The following is a 16,418-nucleotide window of genomic DNA, read 5'->3' on the forward strand; positions in this document are numbered from 1 at the left end:
TTCGCGAGCAGGCTCGCTCCCACCGGGGAGACCAGATAATTCAGGGATTCAGGCGACAGCCCTGGCGTTCGCTCAGCCATTGCGCGCTGTTACTGCGGCCCAAGCCGCTGACGGTGATGGTTTTGCTCGAAGGGTCATCGGTAAAACCGCTGGTTGGCAGCCATTGCTTGACATAGCCACGGCAATACCCGGCGTCGTTGTTCATCACATAACGACACGAGCAATATTCCTTGGCGGTGTAGGCGCTGATGATGTCCGGGAAAACCCAGAGGTTTTCCCGTTCATACCAACCCCAACCGAGCAGCACGACCAACAGCAACAATAGAAAGCGCTTCATGGCCGCACCGCCTGCAACACGCGTTTGAGCAACTCGTTGTGCTGGTAGCTGCCATCACGATCATCGCCGTAACGCACGATCACCAGTTTCTCGCTGGGCATCACATACAGCGCCTGGCCCCAGTGGCCGAGGGCGGCGAAGGTGTCGGGTGGTGCGTCGGGCCACGGCGACGTCGCACCATCGACAGGCCGATTGAGCCACCAATGGCCGCCGGGCACGGCTTCGTCCTGCTGCGCCTTGTAGCCGGCAAAGGGCTTGAGATTGAATGCCACCCAATCCTCGGGCAGCAACTGCCGATCGTTCCAGCGCCCGCCCCGCGCCATCAACAGACCGACCCGCGCCAGATCCCGCGCGGTGAGATAGGCATAGGACGAGGCGACAAAGGTGCCGCTGGCATCGCTCTCCCACACGGCGTGACGAATGCCCAACGGCTCGAACAATGCTGTCCACGGATAGTCGGCATAACGTGCTGGGTCGACCATGGTTTTCAGGGCAGCGGCGAGTAGATTGCTGTCACCGCTGGAATAACGAAAAGCCTGACCCGCTGGGGCGTAACTGTCGTGTGCGGCGGTGAACGCGGCCATGTCGCGATGGCCGCGGGTGTAGAGCATCGCCACCACCGAAGATTTCAGCGGCGCGTATTCGTAGTCCTCCTGCCAATCCAGACCGGAGGCCCAGTTCAGCAGATGGCCGAGGGTGATCGCCGGGTGTTTGTCCAGCGTCGGGTAGAACTTCAGCGCTGGATCATCGAGTTTGAACCGGCCTTCGCCGTGAGCCACACCGAGGACCGTCGCCAGCAGGCTTTTGCTGATCGACCAGGTCAGATGCGGGGTCTGTTCGGTGGTCGGGGCGGCGTAGCGTTCGTAGATGATCTGGCCGTCGTGGATGATCAGCAAGGCGTCGGTGCGGATGCCCTGGCGGGTGACGTCGTTGCGGGGCGCGAAGGCGTAGTTTTCCAGTGCTTCGACGGCCGGGCCGCTGACTGGCGAGCCGATTGGCCATTGCTCATTCGGCCATTGTTCGGCTCGGACGGTGAGGCTGATCAGCAGCAGGAACAGGGACAGGCCTTTGAACATGGTTGAGGCTCTGGGATCGGTCTGTTGAGATTAGGTGCGGTTGATGACAGATGTGTGGTGTTCTTGAGGCCGCTTTCGCGAGCAGGCTCGCTCCCACGTTTCGACTGACAACACACGATCTTTCTGTGGGAGCGAGCCTGCTCGCGAAGGGGCCGCTCAGGTCACCGCCAGAGCCTTGGCCAACCGCTTCACCCTCGCCCCCGCCGCCAACTGCATCACGCCCTTGTCCCGCTGCCACATCTGCGCCCATTCCACCGGGCCATCCGCCAGCGCCTGATCAACCTCCCCCGCCAGCGCTTCAAACTGCGCAAACAATCCGCCCAGCACTACATGCCCGGGCGAATTGTTCGGCGCTTGCCGGCTGGCCTCGGCGCACCCGGCCAGCAGCGCCAGCAAACGCAATTGCAGGGCCTGCGGCCAGTCGCTGTCCTGGCCGACGCCGTACAACCACGCGGTCATGGCGCAGAGCACGTAGACATCTTCAAGACTGCGAAACGGTTTGACGTAGGCGTCCCAGCCGTCGCCGGCGAGCAGTTCGCACAGGGCGCCGTCCAGATGCAGGCGGCCGTGGCTGATGTCCGGCATCAACGGCAACGCCGGCAGTTTTTCCACCTTCACGCCGGGCTCGCCGGGATACACCACCGCCAGACTCAGGCGCGGTGTTTCGCCAGGCTCCTCACTGCGCGCAGCCACCAATAACCAGTCGGCGGCGTCGCCGGCGGTGACGAAATCCTTGCGCCCGCTCAGGCGCAAATCTTTCAGCCGCGTTTGCATATCGGCCGGGCGCAGGCTGCGTTGTTCGGTCGCGCACAAGGCGCCAAGGCTCGGCGGCGCGCTCGGCCACAACATGCGCAGCGCCGCCTGATAACCCACCAGAAACGCCAGTCCCGGCGTCGCCATTCGCCGCCCGCCAGCCACCGCCAATTCGAACGGCGTGACGTTGCCGAGCGCCTGCAACAACGTTGCAAAGCCCTCGGCCAGATCAGCAGCAGCGGGCAAGCGTTCACGGCGGTGCAACAGATCTGTCCAGGGCATGGGCGCCTCCTTGTGGGCTGTCATATAAGCATCACCGAACGTTCATGGCGATGACACCGGGGCTACATAGCCTGACTTTGCACAACACGGCTGCATAAAGAAAGTCGATCGGCTGCAACCCACGACGGGTTAAAGGCCCGTACGGAGATTCACATGACGCAAATCGCCCGCATCAGCGACACCGGCAATGAACGCCGCCTGCAAGCCGAACGCCTGATCGGCGCCGAAGCCTTGCAGCAAGCCCAGGCCCTGCGCTTCGCCGTCTTCAGCGGCGAATTCAACGCCAAACTGAAAGGCGCCGAACTGGGTCTGGACATGGATGATTATGATGTTCACTGCAGCCACATCGGCGTGCGTGATCTGAACACCGGGCGCCTGGTCGCCACCACGCGTCTGCTCGATCACACCGCCGCCAGCAGCCTCGGCAAGTTCTACAGTGAAGAAGAATTCAGCCTGCACGGCCTCGCCCACCTGCAAGGCCCGATCCTGGAAATCGGCCGCACCTGCGTCGATCCGGCGTACCGCAACGGCGGCACCATCGCCGTGCTCTGGGGCGAATTGGCCGAAGTGCTCAATCAGGGCGGCTACAGCTATCTGATGGGTTGCGCGAGCATTCCGATGCAGGACGGCGGCATTCAGGCCCACGCGATCATGCAGCGTCTGCGCGAGCGTTACCTGTGCACCGAACACCTGCGCGCCGAGCCGAAAAATCCGCTGCCGACGCTGGATATCCCGTCCAACGTCATCGCCGAAATGCCGCCGCTGCTCAAGGCCTACATGCGCCTCGGGGCGAAGATCTGCGGCGAGCCGTGCTGGGACGAAGACTTCCAGGTGGCCGACGTGTTCATCCTGCTCAAGCGCGACGAACTCTGCCCGCGCTACGCCAAACACTTCAAGGCGGCGGTGTGATGAGCCGGCTGCGGGTGTACGCGCGAATCGCGCGAGTGCTGCTGGTGGTGACGCTGGGGCTGACCATGGCCAGCGTGTTCGGCGTGTTCGAACGCATCGGTCTGGCGCACTCGATGGAGCGGCGGCAGCGCTGGTCGCGCTTCTTCATGGCGCGGCTGAGCAATGCCCTGCCGTTTCGCGTGAGCGTGCATGGCGAGCTGCCAAAACAGCCAATGCTGTGGGTCAGCAATCACGTGTCGTGGACCGACATTCCGCTGCTGGGCATGCTCACGCCGCTGTCGTTTCTGTCCAAGGCCGAAGTGCGCACCTGGCCGGTGGCCGGCTGGCTCGCGGCCAAGGCCGGCAGCCTGTTCATCCGCCGTGGTTCGGGCGACAGCCAGTTGATCCGCAAGCAGATGACCCGCCATCTGCAAACCGAACACGCGCTGCTGATGTTCCCCGAAGGCACCACCACCGATGGCCGTTCGCTGCGCACCTTTCATGGTCGCCTGCTGTCGGCGGCGATCGATTCCGAGGTGATGCTGCAACCGGTGGCGATCCGTTATCTGCGTGACGGCGAAATCGACACGCTCGCACCGTTCATTGGTGACGATGACCTGCTCTCGCACCTGATGCGCCTGTTCAGCAACGACTGCGGCGATGTCGAGGTGCATCTGCTCAAGCCGATTGCCTGTCAGGGCCGCGAGCGCGCGGCGCTGGCGTTCGAAGCGCAGCAGGCGGTGCAGAAGGTGTTGTTTGGTGAGGTGGCGAAACCCGAACCGCGTCGCGCAGGCGAACTAATCGCGGCCTGAAAAAACACTTATCCCCTGTGGGAGCGAGCCTGCTCGCGAAGGCGCCGTGTCATTCAGCATCTATATTGGCTGAGGCACCGCCTTCGCGAGCAGGCTCGCTCCCACATTCAGATCTTCAGCGGATCAGAGTTTTGCGCAAAATCCTGCAGTTGCGGATAAAACAGGCTGAAGTCTTCACTCAGCGGCTCATACAACCGCCGCAACTCCGCCATCGCCCCGGCCAATTCCTCGGGTCTGGTCAGCCGCCGCGAGATCCCGCGCAGCACCTGCTCCAGCACCTCGAATTCGCGATACGAGCCCAGCCAGTCGTTAGCGACCATGTGCGGGGCGATCTTCGCCAGCCGTTCCGGCAGTTGCCGTTCGCGGGACAGCACGTGATAGACGTCTGCGGTGAACTGCTCCAGCGGTCGGTCGGCATACAGCGTCCAGTCCCGCGCCAGGCAATGGTCGAAAAACACATCGAGGACGATTCCGGCATAGCGCCGCCGCGTTTCGCTGAAGCGGCCCAAAGCAATGTCGACCAGTGGATGGCGATCGGTGAAGACGTCGATGCGCCGATGCAGCGCAATCGCCGCCTCCACTTCCGGGTCGAACTGGCCTTGCAGCCGACCTTTGACGAAGTCGCCATACAGGCTGCCGAGTAACTGACCGGGGCGCTGGCCGCCGAGATGCAAATGCGCGAGATAGTTCATGGGCGCAGCTTAGCACCGCGCTCGCTCCTCCAGCACCCTCGTATCGTTATAACCCGATATAGCGATTTACGCGTTCGTCAGACCGAATTCATATTGGTATATCGCGATCCAACGATTTAAAGTTCGCTCCATCGCGATATATCGCTACTGCCACCACGAGCCCAAGCCATGAACCTCGACCTCGACGAAATAATAAAAGCCCTGGCGCACCCAGTACGGCGAGACATCCTCAACTGGCTGAAAGACCCGAAAGGCGAATTCCCCGAGCAGTTGCACAACCATGAATACGGTATTTGCGCCGGGCAGATCGATCAGCGTTGCGGCCTGTCGCAATCGACCGTGTCGGCACACCTGGCGACGTTGCAACGGGCCGGGCTGATCAGCAGCCAGAAGGCCGGGCAGTGGCATTTCTTCAAACGTAACGAGGACGTCATCCAGGCGTTTCTCAGCACCCTCAGTAAAGAGCTCTGACCCTTAACGTCAGCCAGCCGACAAGGAAACCTGCATGCCCCTTTCGCTTCTCATCCTCGCCCTGAGCGCCTTCGCCATCGGCACCACCGAGTTCGTCATCATGGGCCTGCTGCCCGACGTGGCGGCGGATCTCGGTGTGTCGATTCCCGGCGCCGGCTGGCTGGTCACCGGTTACGCCCTGGGCGTGGCCATCGGTGCACCGTTCATGGCACTGGCCACCGCGAAGCTGCCGCGCAAGGCCGCGCTGGTGGCGTTGATGGGCATCTTTATTGTCGGCAACCTGCTCTGCGCCATCGCCAGCGACTACAACGTGCTGATGTTTGCCCGGGTAGTCACCGCTTTGTGCCACGGTGCATTCTTCGGCATCGGTTCGGTGGTGGCGGCCAATCTGGTCGCGCCGAACAAACGTGCCTCGGCGGTCGCCCTGATGTTCACCGGTCTGACCCTGGCCAACGTGCTCGGCGTACCGCTGGGCACCGCATTGGGTCAGGAAGCCGGCTGGCGTTCGACCTTCTGGGCGGTGACCGTCATCGGTGTGATCGCGCTGATCGGCCTGATCCGCTTCCTGCCGGCCAAGCGTGACGAAGAGAAACTCGACATGCGCGCCGAACTGGCCGCCCTCAAAGGTGCCGGCATCTGGCTGTCGCTGAGCATGACCGCGCTGTTCGCCGCCTCGGTTTTCACCCTGTTCACCTACGTCGCCCCACTGCTCGGTGAAGTCACCGGTGTGTCGCCGCGTGGGGTGACCTGGACACTGATGCTCATCGGCCTCGGTCTGACGGTCGGCAACATCATCGGCGGCAAACTCGCCGACAAAGGCATGGCCGCCACGCTGATCGGCGTGTTCATCGCCATGGCCGTGGTGTCCACGGTGCTGAGCTGGACCAGCGTCGCGCTGATCCCGACTGAAATCACTCTGTTCCTCTGGGCCACCGCGTGTTTCGCCGCTGTGCCGGCGCTGCAAGTCAACGTGGTGACCTTCGGCAAGGCTGCGCCGAACCTGGTTTCGACCCTGAACATCGGCGCCTTCAACGTTGGCAACGCCCTCGGCGCCTGGGTCGGCGGCAGCGTCATCGCCCACGGCTACGGCCTGACCAGCGTGCCACTGGCTGCCGCCGCGTTGGCCGTGCTTGCCCTGCTGGTGACCCTGATTACTTTCCGCCAGAACGGCAACGCCGAGCTGGCACCTGCATCCAACTGATCAACTTCCTTAATTAAAGAGAGACTTTTAGACATGGCGACTATTTTTGACCCGATCAAACTCGGCGACATCGAGCTGAACAACCGCATCATCATGGCCCCGCTGACCCGCTGCCGCGCCGACGAAGGTCGTGTGCCGAACGCGCTGATGGCCGAATACTACGTACAACGCGCCTCGGCCGGCCTGATCCTCAGCGAAGCCACTTCGGTAACTCCGATGGGCGTCGGCTACCCGGACACCCCGGGCATCTGGTCCAACGATCAGGTGCGTGGCTGGGCCAACGTGACCAAGGCGATTCACGGCGCCGGCGGCAAGATCTTCCTGCAACTGTGGCACGTTGGCCGCATTTCTCACCCTTCGTACCTGAACGGTGAAGCACCGGTTGCGCCAAGCGCCATTCAGCCAAAGGGCCACGTCAGCCTGGTGCGCCCACTGGCCGACTACCCAACCCCGCGCGCCCTGGAAACCGCTGAAATCGCCGACATCGTCGACGCCTACCGCACCGGCGCCGAGAACGCCAAGGCCGCCGGTTTCGACGGCGTGGAAATCCACGGCGCCAACGGTTACCTGCTCGACCAGTTCCTGCAAAGCAGCACCAACCAGCGCACCGACCAGTACGGCGGCTCGCTGGAAAACCGTGCGCGCCTGCTGCTGGAAGTGACCGACGCCGCGATCGAAGTCTGGGGCGCTGGTCGCGTTGGTGTGCACCTGGCACCGCGTGCCGATTCCCACGACATGGGTGATGACAACCTCGCCGAAACCTTCACCTACGTCGCCCGTGAACTGGGCAAGCGTGGCATCGCGTTCATCTGCTCGCGCGAAAAAGAAGGCGCAGACAGCCTCGGTCCGCGACTGAAAGAAGCGTTCGGTGGCCCATACATTGCCAACGAGAAGTTCACCAAGGAAAGCGCCAACGAGTGGCTGGCCAGCGGCAAGGCAGACGCGGTCGCTTTCGGCGTGCCGTTCATTGCCAACCCAGACCTGCCGGCACGTTTGCAGGCCGATGCGCCGTTGAACGAACCGCATCCGGAGACTTTCTACGGCAAGGGTCCGGTCGGTTATATCGACTATCCGACCTTGTAATCACGCTGTAGCGCAGAAATGAAAAAGCCCCGGACTTGTGAGAGTCCGGGGCTTTTTGTTGTTCGGCTTCAGACTTGTTGCGTGGCACCCGACGTAGCCCCTCACCCCAGCCCTCTCCCGAGGGAGAGGGAGCCGATTTGCAGAGCTTTCAGAACCCGAGTTCGGCGGGAAATTTCAGGTCGGCGTCACTCGAAAGATCAGCTCGGTCGGTCCCCTCTCCCTCTGGGAGAGGGCTAGGGTGAGGGGCAAGCGGAGAAATACGGATTCACAAGAGCTACACAATTTCCCTACAAAATGCGTGGCTCGCTAGGTTTAAACTCCCCGCCGCAATAATCGGCCATAGCGGCTGATTGACATCCTGCCGGGCAATTGCGCATTTTGTTTCATTTGCGCAGGCTTGGGCTCAGGCGCAGCATGTCCAGCCCGGTGTCAACCCAGCGTTCAGCCTCGGCGTGCAATTCGAAGCTGTCCGGGGCCAGCAGCCAGCCGTACAGCAGGCCGTCGATGTAGGCATGAATGCTGATCGCCGCGCGGGCCGTGTCGAGATCTTCCGGCAACTGGCCGCGATTCACCGCATTACGCAAGGTCAGGCCGATGCGCAGATTGCAATCGAGACTGGCCGTCCGGCGCTGCTGGCGCAGATCGCACATTTCATCGGTGAACTCGCACTTATGAAACAGAATTTCGTTGATGCGCCGGGTTTTCGGGTCCAGTGCAACTTGATGAAACAAATGAATCAGCAACTGTCGCATGCAGCCCAGCGGGTCCGGTTCGTCTTCGCTTTCGCTGGCCTTGGCCAGTTCATCCAGCGGTTCGTGCAGGCTGTCGAGCATCGCCTGGACCAGATCGGCCTTGTTGCTGAAATGCCAGTAGATGGCGCCACGCGTCACGCCGGCGAGGGTCGCGATGTCCGCCAGGGTGGTGCGGGCAACCCCCCTTTCATAGAAGGCTTTCTCGGCCGCTTCCAGGATCTGGCTGCGGGTTTCCTGAGCTTCCTCTTTGGTACGACGGACCATGGCAGTAAAACCTCAAACAGGATGTTTCAGGGATGGCTGAATATCCGCTGAATAAAGAGGGGGCGATCTCTCGTGAATCGGCTCCCCGGCCTACAATTTCAAACCTTGCGACGACTTTTGTATCAGGGTGGGTACGCGGCGCAGGTGTTTACAAACAACCATGAACGTAAGTATATTACTTAGCAAGCTACTTATCCACCCGGTGCCCGATTTTTACTCTTTCACACTTCTTGTGCGCTTCTTGCGCGCCTGACCCGAGGATCTTCATGCAATTCAAGCCAGCTGTTACCGCTCTGGTCACTGCCGTCGCCCTGGCATCGCTGCTCAGCGGATGTAAAAAGGAAGAAGCGGCCCCAGCCGCTCCGCCTCCTCAGGTCGGCGTCGTCACCCTGCAACCACAAGCCTTTACCCTGACCTCGGAACTTCCGGGCCGCACCAGTGCGTTCCGCATCGCGGAAGTTCGCCCGCAGGTCAACGGCATCATTCTCAAGCGCCTGTTCAAGGAAGGTGCCGACGTCAAAGCCGGCCAGCAGCTGTATCAGATCGATCCGTCGGTCTATGAAGCTACGCTGAAAAGCGCCGAAGCCGAGCTGCGTTCGACCAAGTCGATTTCCGACCGCTACAAGCAACTGGTCGACGAACAAGCCGTGAGCCGTCAGGAATACGACACCGCACTGGCCAACCGCCTGCAATCGGAAGCATCGTTGCAGAGCGCGCAGATCAACGTGCGCTACACCAAGGTCTACGCGCCGATTTCCGGCCGTATCGGCCGTTCTTCGGTCACCGAAGGCGCACTGGTCAGCAATGGCCAGGCCGATGCAATGGCAGTGATTCAGCAGCTCGACCCGATCTACGTCGACGTGACCCAGTCGTCGGTGGAACTGCTGGAGCTGCGCCGCGAGCTGGAAAGCGGCCGTCTGCAGAAGGCCGGCGACAACGCCGCTGCGGTCAAGCTGACCCTGGAAGACGGCAGCCAGTACAAGCTCGACGGCAAGCTGGAATTCTCCGAAGTCTCGGTTGACCAGACCACCGGCTCGGTGACCCTGCGCGCAGTGTTCCCGAACCCCGATCACACCCTGCTGCCAGGCATGTTCGTTCACGCCCAGTTGCAGGCCGGCGTCAACAGCGCAGCGATCCTCGCGCCACAGCAGGGCGTGACCCGCGACCTCAAAGGCACCCCGACCGCACTGGTCGTCGGCGCCGACAACAAGGTCGAGCTGCGTCAGCTCAAGGCCAGCCGCACTGTCGGCAGCCAGTGGCTGATCGAAGACGGCCTGAGGGCCGGCGATCGTCTGATCACCGAAGGGCTGCAGTACGTCAAACCGGGCGTCGAGGTCAAAGCGACCGAAGCGACTAACGTCGGCACCAAGAACCCGGCCCCCGCACAGGCAGCTGACAAAGCCGCCGGCGGCAAAGGGGAGTAACCCATGTCAAAATTCTTCATCGACCGTCCGATTTTCGCCTGGGTAATTGCCCTGGTGATCATGCTGGTCGGGGCACTTTCGATCCTGAAATTGCCGATCAACCAATACCCGAGCATTGCGCCACCGGCCATTGCGATCCAGGTGACCTACCCGGGCGCGTCCGCACAAACCGTGCAGGACACCGTGGTACAGGTCATCGAGCAACAGCTCAACGGTATCGACAACCTGCGTTATGTGTCGTCGGAAAGTAACTCCGACGGCAGCATGACCATCACCGCGACCTTCGAGCAAGGCACCAACTCCGACACCGCGCAGGTCCAGGTCCAGAACAAGCTGAACCTGGCCACCCCGCTGCTGCCGCAGGAAGTGCAGCAACAGGGTATCCGCGTGACCAAGGCAGTGAAGAACTTCCTGCTGGTAATCGGCGTGGTGTCGCGTGACGGCAGCATGACCAAGGACGACCTGTCCAACTACATCGTGTCGAACATGCAGGACCCGATCTCGCGGACCGCCGGTGTCGGTGACTTCCAGGTCTTCGGTGCGCAGTACGCGATGCGGATCTGGCTCGACCCGGCCAAGTTGAACAACTTCAACCTGACCCCGGTCGACGTGAAGAATGCGATTGCCGCGCAGAACGTCCAGGTGTCGTCCGGTCAGCTCGGTGGCTTGCCTGCCGTGCAGGGCCAGCAACTGAACGCGACGATCATCGGCAAGACCCGTCTGCAGACTGCTGAGCAGTTCAAGGAAATCCTGCTCAAGGTCAACAAGGACGGATCGCAGGTTCGCCTCAAAGACGTGGCTGAAGTCGGCCTCGGCGGTGAGAACTACGCGATCAGTGCCCAGTTCAACGGCAGCCCGGCGTCCGGTCTGGCGGTGAAACTGGCCAACGGTGCCAATGCCCTCGATACGGCCAAAGCGCTGCGCAACACCATCGACAGCCTCAAGCCGTTCTTCCCGCAAGGCATGGAAGTGGTGTTCCCGTACGACACCACTCCGGTGGTGACCGAATCGATCAAAGGCGTGGTGCACACCCTGGTCGAAGCGATCGCACTGGTGTTCCTGGTGATGTTCCTGTTCCTGCAGAACTTCCGCGCCACCGTCATCACCACGATGACTGTGCCAGTGGTACTGCTCGGTACATTCGGCATCCTCGCCGCCGCCGGTTTCAGCATCAACACCCTGACCATGTTCGGCATGGTGCTGGCCATCGGTCTGCTGGTGGACGACGCCATCGTCGTGGTGGAAAACGTCGAGCGGGTGATGAGCGAAGAAGGCTTGTCACCGAAGGAAGCGACAAAGAAATCCATGGGCCAGATCCAGGGCGCACTGGTCGGTATCGCCCTCGTGCTCTCGGCGGTACTGCTGCCGATGGCATTCTTCAGCGGCTCCACCGGTGTGATCTACAAGCAGTTCTCGATCACCATCGTGTCGGCCATGGCCCTGTCGGTACTGGTTGCCCTGATCTTCACCCCGGCGCTGTGCGCGACCATGCTCAAGCCGATTCCGAAAGGCGAGCACGGTACCCCGAAGAAAGGTTTCTTCGGCTGGTTCAACCGCAATTTCGACCGTGGCGTACGCAGCTACGAGCGCGGCGTCGGCAACATGCTGACCCGCAAGGCGCCGTATCTGCTGGCGTATCTGCTGATCGTCGTGGGCATGATCTGGCTGTTCACCCGCATTCCGACCGCGTTCCTCCCGGAAGAAGACCAGGGCGTTCTGTTCGCCCAGGTGCAGACCCCGGCCGGTTCCAGTGCCCAGCGTACGCAAGTGGTCGTGGACGAAATGCGTGAGTACCTGCTGCGTCCGAACAAGGACGGCGGTGAGGCGGACGCGGTGGCTTCGGTGTTTACCGTGACCGGCTTCAACTTCGCCGGCCGTGGCCAGAGCTCGGGTATGGCGTTCATCATGCTCAAGCCGTGGGGCGAACGTAACGCCGACAACAGCGTGTTCAATCTCGCTGCGCGGGCCCAGCAACACTTCTTCAGCTTCCGCGACGCGATGGTGTTTGCCTTCGCCCCGCCAGCGGTTCTGGAATTGGGTAACGCCACCGGTTTCGACGTGTTCCTGCAGGACCGCGCCGGTATCGGTCACGAAAAACTGATGGAAGCGCGCAACCAGTTCCTCGGCATGGCGGCGCAAAGCAAGGTGCTGACCCAGGTGCGTCCGAACGGCCTGAACGACGAGCCGCAGTTCCAGCTGGAAATCGACGACGAGAAGGCCAGTGCCCTCGGCATCACCATCAGCGACATCAACAACACCCTGTCGATCGCGCTGGGCAGTAGCTACGTCAACGACTTCATCGACCGTGGTCGGGTGAAGAAAGTCTACGTGCAGGGCCAGCCGGACTCGCGCATGAGCCCGGAAGACCTGAAGAAGTGGTACGTGCGCAACGCCGAAGGCACCATGGTTCCGTTCTCCGCCTTCGCCAAGGGCGAGTGGGTCTACGGTTCGCCGAAGCTGGCGCGCTACAACGGTGTGGAAGCGGTCGAGGTCCTCGGGGCTCCGGCGCCGGGCTACTCCACCGGCGAAGCGATGGCTGAAGTCGAAGCGATTGCCAAGAAGCTGCCGTCCGGTGTCGGTATCTCCTGGACCGGTCTGTCCTACGAGGAACGTCTGTCCGGCTCGCAAGCACCGGCGCTTTATGCCCTGTCGCTGCTGATGGTGTTCCTGTGTCTGGCGGCGCTGTATGAAAGCTGGTCGATTCCGATCGCGGTCATGCTCGTGGTACCGCTAGGGATCATCGGTGCGCTGATGGCCACCAGCCTGCGCGGTCTGTCCAACGACGTGTACTTCCAGGTGGGTCTGTTGACGACCATCGGTCTGGCGGCTAAAAACGCCATTCTGATCGTCGAATTCGCCAAGGAACTGCATGAACAGGGACGCAGCCTGCGTGAAGCGGCAATCGAAGCCTGCCGCATGCGTCTGCGCCCGATCATCATGACCTCGCTGGCCTTCGTCCTCGGTGTGGTACCGCTGGCGATCTCCACCGGCGCCGGTTCAGGCAGTCAACATGCGATCGGTACCGGCGTGATTGGCGGTATGCTCACGGCCACGATCCTGGCGATCTTCTGGGTCCCACTGTTCTTCGTTACTGTGTCGTCCATCGGTCAGCGCAAAAAGACCGACCCGGATGAGACTACTGAAACTCCTAAAGAGGCTGGCCAATGAGCAAGTCGCTACTCTCCATCGCAGTCGCCGCCTTCGTGCTGAGCGGTTGCTCGCTGATACCTGACTATCAGCAGCCTGAGGCTCCGGTCGCAGGTCAGTACCCGCAGGGGCCGGCATATTCGCCGGCCCAGGCTCCGGCGCAAGCCGCTGCCGAACAGGGCTGGAAGCAGTTTTTCCATGACCCGGCCCTGCAACAGCTGATCCAGGTCGCCCTGGAAAACAACCGCGACCTGCGTGTCGCGGCGCTGAACATCGACGCTTACGCGGCGCAGTACCGCATCCAGCGCGCCGACCTGTTCCCGGCGGTGTCGGCCAATGCCGCCGGCAGCCGCCAGCGTCTGCCGGCCCGTGCCTCGCAGACCGGCGAGTCGATGATCAGCAGTTCGTATTCCGCCACCGTCGGCGTCAGCGCCTACGAACTCGACTTGTTCGGTCGGGTGCGCAGCCTGAGCGAGCAAGCGCTGCAACAGTACTTCGCTACTGAAGAAGCACGCCGCAGTACGCAGATCAGTCTGGTCGCCAACGTCGCCAATGCCTACCTGACCTGGCAGGCGGACAAGGAACTGCTCAAGCTGACGCAGGACACCCTCGGTGCCTTCGAAGAAAGCTACAAATTGACCAGCCGCAGCAACGAAGTCGGTGTGGCTTCGGCACTGGATCTGGCGCAGTCGCGCACTTCCGTGGAAAACGCCCGGGCACAACTGGCGCGTTATACCCGCCAGGTCGCGCAGGACGAAAACAGCCTGACCCTGCTGCTCGGCACCGGTATTCCGGCCAACCTGCAAACGGCCAAACCGCTGTCCGATGATCTGCTCAGCGACGTGCCGGCCGGTCTGCCTTCGGACCTGCTGCAACGTCGTCCGGACATCCTCCAGGCCGAGTACAACCTGAAGGCGGCCAACGCCAACATCGGTGCGGCCCGTGCAGCGTTCTTCCCGAGCATCAGCCTGACCGCCAACGCGGGCAGCCTGAGCCCGGATCTGTCCGGTCTGTTCAAGGGTGGCTCGGGGACGTGGCTGTTCCAGCCGCAGATCAACCTGCCGATCTTCAACGCCGGCAGCCTGCGCGCCAGCCTCGACTACGCCAAGATCCAGAAGGACATTGGCGTGGCGAACTACGAAAAGTCGATTCAAACGGCCTTCCAGGAAGTCGCCGACGGCCTCGCCGCCCGCCAGACCTACACCGAGCAGCTGCAAGCGCAGCGTGACTTCGTTCAGGCCAACCAGGATTACTACCGCCTGGCCGAACGTCGCTACCGCATCGGCGTCGACAGCAACCTGACCTTCCTCGATGCCCAGCGTCAGTTGTTCAGCGCACAACAAGCGCTGATCACCGACCGCCTCGCGCAGCTGACCAGTGCGGTCAACCTGTACAAGGCCTTGGGCGGTGGCTGGAATGCGCAGACCGCGCAGAACGAAGCGCTGAAAGAAGAAGCGCCGAAGATGAAGCTGTTCTGATCATCGGCTGACTACATCAAGCCCACCATTTCGGTGGGCTTTTTGTTGCCTGTCGCAAAGGTTTCGCGGCCGAACTGGCCTCTTCGCGAGCAGGCTCGCTCCCACAGGGGAACGCATTCCAGTTGTGGGAGCGAGCCTGCTCGCGAAGAGGACCTCACACTCACCACAAATCCGCATGAATCTTGCGTTCGATAACCGCCCAAAACCCGCTTTCAGCAATTGAACCCGAACACACAGGCCCTTCACCATTCGAACCAGAAAACCAATAACAACAAGGTTCGACACCATGCTCCAGCGCCCTGCCCCGCCCGGCTGACCGCCACCGCTGCATCTCCGATCTGCATCACGTTGCCTGCGCCGCATCCGCCGCGACAGCGCCGCCGTTCGCCCTAAAAAAACAAGAGAGACCCAAGTCCATGACAGTTTTCCCTGTGCCCTACGCATTGCCCGCTGTGATCGCCCTGGCCATCGCCGGTCTGGCACTGCCAGCCAGCGCCGAAGAAGCCGGCTTCATCGAAGGCGCCAAGGTCAACCTCAACCTGCGCAACTTCTATATCAACCGCAACTTCACCAACCCGACCAAGACTCAGGGCAAAGCTGAAGAGTGGACACAGAGCTTCATCCTCGACGCCAAATCCGGCTTCACCCAAGGCACCGTCGGTTTCGGCATGGACGTACTCGGGCTGTATTCGATCAAGCTCGATGGCGGTAAAGGCACGGGCGGTACGCAGTTGTTGCCGCTGGACCATGACGGGCGCCCGGCGGACAACTTCGGCCGCACCAACGTCGCATTCAAGGCCAGACTTTCGCAGACCGAAGTCAAGGTCGGCGAGTGGATGCCAGTGCTGCCGATTCTGCGTTCGGACGACGGTCGCTCGCTGCCGCAAACCTTCCGTGGCGGCCAGATAACCTCCAAGGAAATCGCCGGCCTGACCCTCTATGGCGGCCAGTTCCGCGCCAACAGCCCGCGCGACGACAGCAGCATGAGTGACATGTCGATGACCGGCAAAGCCGCGTTCACATCTGATCGTTTCAACTTCCAGGGCGGCGAATATCTGTTCAACGACAAGCGCACGCAGATCGGCCTGTGGAACGCGCAGCTCAAGGACATCTACAGCCAGCAGTACCTGAACGTGCTGCACAGCCAGCCGCTCGGCGACTGGACGCTGGGCGCCAACCTCGGCTTTTTCTACGGCAAGGAAGATGGCAGCGCGCGTGCCGGCGATCTGGACAACAAGACCTGGTACGGCATGTTTTCGGCCAAGTACGGCGGCAACACGTTCTACCTCGGCTTGCAAAAATTGACCGGCGACAGCGCCTGGATGCGGGTCAACGGCACCAGTGGCGGCACGCTGGCCAACGACAGCTACAACGCCAGTTATGACAACGCTCAGGAACGCTCCTGGCAGTTGCGCCACGACTACAACTTCGCCGCCATGGGCATCCCCGGTCTGACCCTGATGAACCGCTACATCAGCGGCGATAACGTGCACACCGGGACGATCACCGACGGCAAGGAATGGGGTCGCGAATCGGAACTGGGTTACACGGTGCAGAGCGGCACTTTGAAGGATCTGAACGTCAGATGGCGCAACTCGACCATGCGCCGCGACTTCAGCAACAACGAGTTCGATGAAAATCGCCTGATCGTCAGCTACCCGATCAGCCTTCTCTAACCACACATGCCCCACTGTGGGAGCGAGCCTGCTCGCGAAAGCGCTGCTTCAGTCGACATCTCTGTCGAATATGAAATGGCCT

The 16,418-nt window shown here is 61.8% G+C and carries 14 protein-coding genes; 9 read left to right on the forward strand and 5 right to left on the reverse strand.

Going from position 1 to position 16,418, the window contains the following annotated elements; all coding sequences use genetic code 11:
- Positions 1 to 40: 40 nt before the first annotated feature.
- The 3 genes from KVG85_RS14065 to KVG85_RS14075 form a co-directional block, all read right to left on the reverse strand.
- Entirely contained in the window at positions 41 to 337 is a 297-nt protein-coding gene (locus tag KVG85_RS14065) for an amidase (protein ID WP_217864170.1), read from the reverse strand.
- Positions 334 to 1,413, reverse strand: coding sequence for a serine hydrolase domain-containing protein (locus KVG85_RS14070; RefSeq protein WP_217864171.1), 1,080 nt, complete (start codon positions 1,411 to 1,413; stop codon positions 334 to 336). Before KVG85_RS14070 ends, KVG85_RS14065 begins: the two co-directional genes overlap by 4 nt.
- A 156-nt stretch (positions 1,414 to 1,569) precedes the next feature.
- A complete protein-coding gene (locus KVG85_RS14075; RefSeq protein WP_217864172.1) occupies positions 1,570 to 2,448 on the reverse strand; it encodes an acyl-CoA dehydrogenase middle domain-containing protein in 879 nt (292 codons plus the stop codon).
- 153 nt (positions 2,449 to 2,601) lie between these two features.
- Between KVG85_RS14075 and olsB the strand changes: the two genes are divergently transcribed.
- Both olsB and KVG85_RS14085 read left to right on the forward strand, forming a co-directional pair.
- The gene (gene olsB / locus KVG85_RS14080; protein ID WP_016771324.1) at positions 2,602 to 3,357 is read left to right on the forward strand and encodes an L-ornithine N(alpha)-acyltransferase; all 756 of its coding nucleotides are present in this window, start codon (positions 2,602 to 2,604) and stop codon (positions 3,355 to 3,357) included.
- Complete coding sequence (locus KVG85_RS14085) at positions 3,357 to 4,148, forward strand: lysophospholipid acyltransferase family protein (RefSeq protein ID WP_217864173.1); 792 nt, start codon at positions 3,357 to 3,359, stop codon at positions 4,146 to 4,148. Before olsB ends, KVG85_RS14085 begins: the two co-directional genes overlap by 1 nt.
- A 107-nt stretch (positions 4,149 to 4,255) precedes the next feature.
- Here the strand turns inward: KVG85_RS14085 and KVG85_RS14090 are convergent, their stop codons facing one another.
- Positions 4,256 to 4,840, reverse strand: coding sequence for an acyl carrier protein phosphodiesterase (locus tag KVG85_RS14090; RefSeq protein ID WP_125925269.1), 585 nt, complete (start codon positions 4,838 to 4,840; stop codon positions 4,256 to 4,258).
- A gap of 168 nt (positions 4,841 to 5,008) precedes the next feature.
- Here KVG85_RS14090 and KVG85_RS14095 point away from each other — a divergent pair, with 168 nt between their 5' ends.
- From KVG85_RS14095 to KVG85_RS14105, 3 genes are read left to right on the forward strand one after another with little or no spacing between them, the layout of a single operon-like run.
- A complete protein-coding gene (locus KVG85_RS14095; protein ID WP_016771327.1) occupies positions 5,009 to 5,311 on the forward strand; it encodes an ArsR/SmtB family transcription factor in 303 nt (100 codons plus the stop codon).
- 34 nt (positions 5,312 to 5,345) lie between these two features.
- Positions 5,346 to 6,512 carry an MFS transporter gene (locus KVG85_RS14100; protein WP_016771328.1) on the forward strand — a complete coding sequence of 389 codons (1,167 nt, stop codon included), beginning with the start codon at positions 5,346 to 5,348 and terminating at the stop codon, positions 6,510 to 6,512.
- A 33-nt stretch (positions 6,513 to 6,545) separates the two neighbouring features.
- The gene (locus KVG85_RS14105; protein ID WP_039762674.1) at positions 6,546 to 7,595 is read left to right on the forward strand and encodes an alkene reductase; all 1,050 of its coding nucleotides are present in this window, start codon (positions 6,546 to 6,548) and stop codon (positions 7,593 to 7,595) included.
- Between the two features lie 383 nt (positions 7,596 to 7,978).
- Here KVG85_RS14105 and emhR read toward each other — a convergent pair whose 3' ends face one another.
- Entirely contained in the window at positions 7,979 to 8,611 is a 633-nt protein-coding gene (gene emhR / locus KVG85_RS14110; RefSeq protein WP_016771330.1) for an efflux system transcriptional repressor EmhR, read from the reverse strand.
- A 266-nt stretch (positions 8,612 to 8,877) separates the two neighbouring features.
- Here emhR and emhA point away from each other — a divergent pair, with 266 nt between their 5' ends.
- The 4 genes from emhA to KVG85_RS14130 all read left to right on the forward strand — a co-directional run bounded on the left by emhA (position 8,878) and on the right by KVG85_RS14130 (position 16,336).
- A complete protein-coding gene (emhA, locus tag KVG85_RS14115; protein WP_217864174.1) occupies positions 8,878 to 10,035 on the forward strand; it encodes an efflux RND transporter periplasmic adaptor subunit EmhA in 1,158 nt (385 codons plus the stop codon).
- 3 nt (positions 10,036 to 10,038) lie between these two features.
- Entirely contained in the window at positions 10,039 to 13,203 is a 3,165-nt protein-coding gene (gene emhB / locus KVG85_RS14120) for an efflux RND transporter permease subunit EmhB (RefSeq protein ID WP_217864175.1), read from the forward strand.
- Positions 13,200 to 14,660, forward strand: a complete 1,461-nt coding sequence (gene emhC / locus KVG85_RS14125; protein WP_016771333.1) for an efflux RND transporter outer membrane subunit EmhC — start codon at positions 13,200 to 13,202, stop codon at positions 14,658 to 14,660. The genes emhB and emhC overlap by 4 nt, the downstream gene beginning before the upstream one ends.
- Positions 14,661 to 15,076: 416 nt before the next feature.
- Positions 15,077 to 16,336 (forward strand): OprD family porin, encoded by a 1,260-nt coding sequence (locus KVG85_RS14130; protein WP_217864176.1) that lies wholly within the window; start codon positions 15,077 to 15,079, stop codon positions 16,334 to 16,336.
- Positions 16,337 to 16,418: the final 82 nt, after the last annotated feature.

This window comes from Pseudomonas triticicola (genome assembly GCF_019145375.1).
Classification (GTDB): domain Bacteria; phylum Pseudomonadota; class Gammaproteobacteria; order Pseudomonadales; family Pseudomonadaceae; genus Aquipseudomonas; species Aquipseudomonas triticicola.